This window comes from Streptomyces sp. NPDC052023 (genome assembly GCF_044548465.1).
GTDB lineage: Bacteria > Actinomycetota > Actinomycetes > Streptomycetales > Streptomycetaceae > Streptomyces.
In genome coordinates this window covers 1-4,178 of sequence record NZ_JBIUBW010000048.1, presented here as the reverse complement: position 1 = coordinate 4,178, position 4,178 = coordinate 1, and the positions used below count along the sequence as shown (strand labels likewise).

Here is a 4,178-nt window from a genome sequence, read left to right as displayed (position 1 = left end):
AGTACGGACTTGGACGTGCCACTTGCTGCTTCCCTCGATTCCTTACAGGACAACCCTATTGGGTCCCTGTCCGGGATCTTCGGGGCCCCTCACTCACCACCCCAGCGACAGACTTGGACATGACCGACGCACCACAAGCGCACCAGATCGAGCGGGGAACAGCGGGGAACCACGGTGAAAGCGACCGAGGGCGATGAGACCCGGTGCCAGGTGAACGCCCAGTTCAGCAGCCCTACCCGCCGCAAATGCCCGCAGCTTCCCAAGCTGATGTCACGAGCCACGCAGGCCAGGGGCGCTCAGTCAGCATCGACCAGGGTTGCGTCCTGAGAGGGAGATTCGCGAGCGAATGTCCGTTTCAAGCTTGGCGTTGGGCGAGGCGGCCTGTTCGAGAGTGATGAGGGCGGGGCCGTGTTCGCGTCTGCGAGCGCAAGCGACCCGGCTGACCGCCGCTCCCGGTCTGCGTAGTGGAGTCGTGGCGATGCCTCGAATCGGAGTACGCCGCAGGTAGCGGCTGGGGCACAATCGTGACTCATGGCCGCCTCCCAAGATCCCGCCGCTCTGTATCCCGACATCGCGGCCGAGGGCGGCCTTGCCGCGGCACTTCAGGCGGTAGCCGACAGGGACGGCCTCTCCGTGTCGTTCACGGTCTCCGAAACAGCCCCACTGCGAGCGGCTTCGGTCGCGAGCGCGGCTCCGCGCCGGACCACTCTGGCCATCAGCGCCTGGGCGGTCGAACGTCGTTGGTCGATCCGCGGGTGCGAGTCATTCCAGGACATGGCGCTTGTCGAAGGAGATACAGACGAGCTGGCCCAAATCGTCCGGGCCGCGCATGCCTGGCACAACGGTGACGAGTTGACCGCCATCCGGGAGGTCGCTCCGTTCGTGCATCTCACGGGTCGCTTCGAGGTGGCCGACAACGATCCGGGGCGACTCACCGAATCAGAGTGGCAGCACCTGCTCACCGAAGCTGGCGAGGTGGACTGGTCTGAGTACCGCGCGCTGATCGAGGCGGCATACGCCGAGCCGGCACTGCGTAGGCTCTACCCCTTCACCAGCCACTGGGTCCTGCGGTTCTCCACCAGCACCCGTCCGCGCCTCACCGTTGTCCGAATTTGCCTGGCCGCCCATCGGCAGAAGCCATTTACCGTCAGCACCAACATGACGGGCGAGGGCCTCACCGAGGCGACGACGGCGGCAGAGGCCGTGTCGATCGCTGCCAGCCGCCTGCCTACTGATCTCGGACCCGTCACGCTCGGAGCAGGGTGAACAAGCCAGGCTCGGGCTCCGTGAGGATGCCGCGACTGACCAGGCGCTTGAGCTTGTGCCGTGTGCTTTCGATGTTCTTCGGGATGATGCCGAGGTCAAGGGCCTGGCACAGGTCACGGGCCCGCAGCGGATTGCGCGCCTCGGCGAAGGTGGCGAGGATCTGCTGGTAGGCGGGGTGCTGCGGGACCGTGGGCTGCGGGTCGGGTTCGTCAGCGAGAGCGAGGACGGTCTTGCTGGTAATCCGCAGGTGTTCGGCCTCCTGCTCCAGCTCGCGCAGCCGGGAGGTGAGTTCGTCAAGCCGCGCTCGGACCTGTTCGGCCTCGTCCTCGAGAGCCTGCTCGCGTGCGGCGATCTTGTCCAGCAATGACCGGACCGGTTCGGGCCCACTCATGCGTCTCGCCACGTCGGGGTGGTCTGGTCGGTGAGCCGGCGTGCTATCACGTCGGTCATCGCCCAGTACACGCGCGACTCCGAGCTGGTCGGGCGGCTCTCGTAGTCGCGGACGAGGCGCCGGTGCAGCATCAAGATCCCGTACGTGCGCTCGACCACCCACCTTTTCGCCTGCGGCACGAAGCCCCGTTCTGCCGGGTTGCGCTCGACGATCTCGACGTCGATACCCAGGGTGGCGCCGTGCGCGACCACCGCGCTCTTGAAGCCCTGGTCGACCAGCGCTTTTGACACGGTCGCCGTCTGTGCGGCGACCCGGTCCAACAGGACCGTCCCTGCCCGGTTCTCGTGGGCGGAGGCGGCGAGTACGACCACGGCGATGACCAGGCCCAGCACGTCGACCGCGAGCCCGCGCTTGCGGCCGGGCACCTTCTTCGCTGGGTCCTTGCCGGTCGTGCCGGCGGGCACGTTCACCGCGGCGTGGACGCTCTGGGTGTCCAGTACGACCAGGCTCGGGTCCTCCGACCGGCCTGCCCTCTCGCGGACCTGCCAGCGCAGCAGGTCGTGGATGGTCTGATCGGTGCCGTCGTCGCGCCACTTGGCGAAGTAGTAGTACGTCGCCGATCGAGGCGGAAGATCGTGCGGCAGATAGTCCCACTGGCAGCCTGTCCGGGACTGGTACGGGATTGCGTTCACGATCTCCCGCATCTCGTAACGGCCCTGGTGACGGCTGACCGACGGATGCGCGGCCTTCCACGCGGTGATCACCGGCTCGATCAGCGCCCACCGCTCATCCGACAGATCGCTCGGATACCGCTTGCGCTCACTCACCCGATCAGCCCAGCACCCTCAGCCCCGCCGATCAGCCGAGACGCCCCAAGCCCACTCCATGAAGTGACGGCAAAACAGTCATAGCCTCACGAATCGCCCTCTGAGAAGTGGTGTACGGGCTCCCACCGGATCGAGCAGAGCGAACCGTGGGACCTGGAGTCGCAGCTCATCTCTCAACTCAACCTCCCGCTGAACCTCGACCAGAACCGGCACAACGCGTTTCACAGTCGCTTGAAGGAGCTACGAGCCCAAGCACGCCAGCGAGCGCGGGAGTTGTCCATCAACTCGTAGGTCCTCAGATGGGTAACGGGTCACTGCCTGGGCCGTCTCTGGGCCGTCCGAGGCCGCTCGACAGTGGCCAAGGACGACCAACGACGACCACCAAGCGCACGAGCCCACCGCCCCTGACCAGCAAAAACCCAGCTCGCCAAGATCCCCGACAACACCCAGGGCAAGAAGAAGTAGTGCGCCGAGCGGCTAGCGCCTGTCGTTTGGGTCAGGTCGTGTGACGCTGGCGAGCGCGGAGCCAGTGGACACCCTTCACGGCGTACACGGCGGTCATGAGCGCGAAGCCAGCGCAGGTGAGCCAGAACCACGATTCCGCGACTGCGAGACTGAGCACCAGGCCGCCGAAGAGCAGCAGGGAGGCGACGACGTCCAGCAGGTCAAGGCGCGCTTCGAAACGCACCGCCGAGTCGGATCCGCGCAGTCGGCGGATGACGGGAACGAGGCCGAGGGCCTGCAAGACGGCCAGACCGAGAGCGAGCCAGACGAACCAGCCGGGTATGTCCACGGCGCGCACTGTATCGCGCCCCCAGGACCCTTGAGTGTCTAACTGCGTGACAACGCCGACGAACAACAGCGGACGACCGCGAACGTCAGCGGATAGTCAGCACAGGTGAGAGGCACACCAGCCCAAGGCAGCGCCCCTACCCAAGTTGCTTCGGGACGAAGAGGTCCCCACTCAATGTCTCAACGCCACGCTTCCGCCAGCGCGGCTTGCTCTGGTCGACGACATGGCGGCGTGGCTGAGGCCGGTGGGGGTGCGGCGAGGCATACCAGTGCGCGATCGGTAGGCGCAGCCGCCGTCGTGGCTGACTGTCGTCGGCTGAGGATCAGACACTCCCGGCGCAGGTCAGCACAGCAACCGCTACCAAGAAACCCAAGCTTCCAAGCTGAGGTACCAAGTGCGTCGGCGCAGACGAAGCCCGTAGCATGCGCCCATGGTGACTGCGACTGTCCGCGAGTGGAACGACGAGGAAGGGTGGGGCGTGCTCGACTCCCCCGAGACCCCCGGGGGTTGCTTCGGCCACTACTCCGACATCCAGGCGCCCGGCTTCCGTACCCTGTCGCCCGGACAACAGGTGGACCTCAAGTGGGAGGCTCCGGGCTTCAAACAGGACGGATACGACTACCGCGCGGTCAGCATTGCGCCTCGGCGTGCCTGACATCCACAGCTGACATCAACAACGCCGGACGGGCGCATACGCCAACACCCCTGTCCGGCCGTCGCATCCGTCGACTACAGCCGCCGCAGCGGGCCCGGATCGAACTCCATGCGCCGTCCATCCGCCGCTCTTCCGCCACTGCGCACCTGTCAGAGGCCGTTCTCTTTCCGAATGCCGTGTGCGGATTCCGCTGGTCAGGCATGAGATTGCGGCTGTGGCGGGAGTCTCGACTCGTTGCTGATCGAG

General features: G+C 66.3%; 6 protein-coding genes. 3 read left to right on the top strand and 3 right to left on the bottom strand.

Annotation, left to right across the window (positions count from 1 at the left end):
- Positions 1-531: 531 nt before the first annotated feature.
- Complete coding sequence (locus tag ACIHCM_RS37465) at positions 532-1,266, top strand: DUF6193 family natural product biosynthesis protein (RefSeq protein WP_399906530.1); 735 nt, start codon at positions 532-534, stop codon at positions 1,264-1,266.
- Here the strand turns inward: ACIHCM_RS37465 and ACIHCM_RS37460 are convergent.
- On the bottom strand, positions 1,247-1,657 hold the full coding sequence (locus ACIHCM_RS37460) for a hypothetical protein (protein WP_399906527.1): 411 nt from the start codon (positions 1,655-1,657) through the stop codon (positions 1,247-1,249). The two genes, ACIHCM_RS37465 and ACIHCM_RS37460, sit on opposite strands and share 20 nt — an antisense overlap.
- The gene (locus ACIHCM_RS37455; protein WP_399906525.1) at positions 1,654-2,484 is read right to left on the bottom strand and encodes an IS5 family transposase; all 831 of its coding nucleotides are present in this window, start codon (positions 2,482-2,484) and stop codon (positions 1,654-1,656) included. Before ACIHCM_RS37455 ends, ACIHCM_RS37460 begins: the two co-directional genes overlap by 4 nt.
- A gap of 129 nt (positions 2,485-2,613) precedes the next feature.
- Between ACIHCM_RS37455 and ACIHCM_RS37450 the strand changes: the two genes are divergently transcribed.
- The gene (locus ACIHCM_RS37450) at positions 2,614-2,775 is read left to right on the top strand and encodes a GIY-YIG nuclease family protein (protein ID WP_399906533.1); all 162 of its coding nucleotides are present in this window, start codon (positions 2,614-2,616) and stop codon (positions 2,773-2,775) included.
- 205 nt (positions 2,776-2,980) lie between these two features.
- On the opposite strand, the gene ACIHCM_RS37445 is transcribed toward ACIHCM_RS37450, so the two are convergent.
- The gene (locus ACIHCM_RS37445) at positions 2,981-3,277 is read right to left on the bottom strand and encodes a hypothetical protein (protein ID WP_235074007.1); all 297 of its coding nucleotides are present in this window, start codon (positions 3,275-3,277) and stop codon (positions 2,981-2,983) included.
- A gap of 430 nt (positions 3,278-3,707) precedes the next feature.
- Here ACIHCM_RS37445 and ACIHCM_RS37440 point away from each other — a divergent pair, with 430 nt between their 5' ends.
- Positions 3,708-3,932, top strand: a complete 225-nt coding sequence (locus ACIHCM_RS37440; RefSeq protein WP_033203862.1) for a cold-shock protein — start codon at positions 3,708-3,710, stop codon at positions 3,930-3,932.
- Positions 3,933-4,178 lie beyond the last annotated feature (246 nt).

Bases quoted from the DNA above. Each gene is read 5' to 3' on its own strand.
- ACIHCM_RS37465 (WP_399906530.1), top strand. From the start codon at position 532: ATGGCCGCCTCCCAAGATCCCGCCGCTCTGTATCCCGACATCGCGGCC.
- ACIHCM_RS37460 (WP_399906527.1), bottom strand. From the start codon at position 1,657: ATGAGTGGGCCCGAACCGGTCCGGTCATTGCTGGACAAGATCGCCGCA.
- ACIHCM_RS37440 (WP_033203862.1), top strand. From the start codon at position 3,708: ATGGTGACTGCGACTGTCCGCGAGTGGAACGACGAGGAAGGGTGGGGC.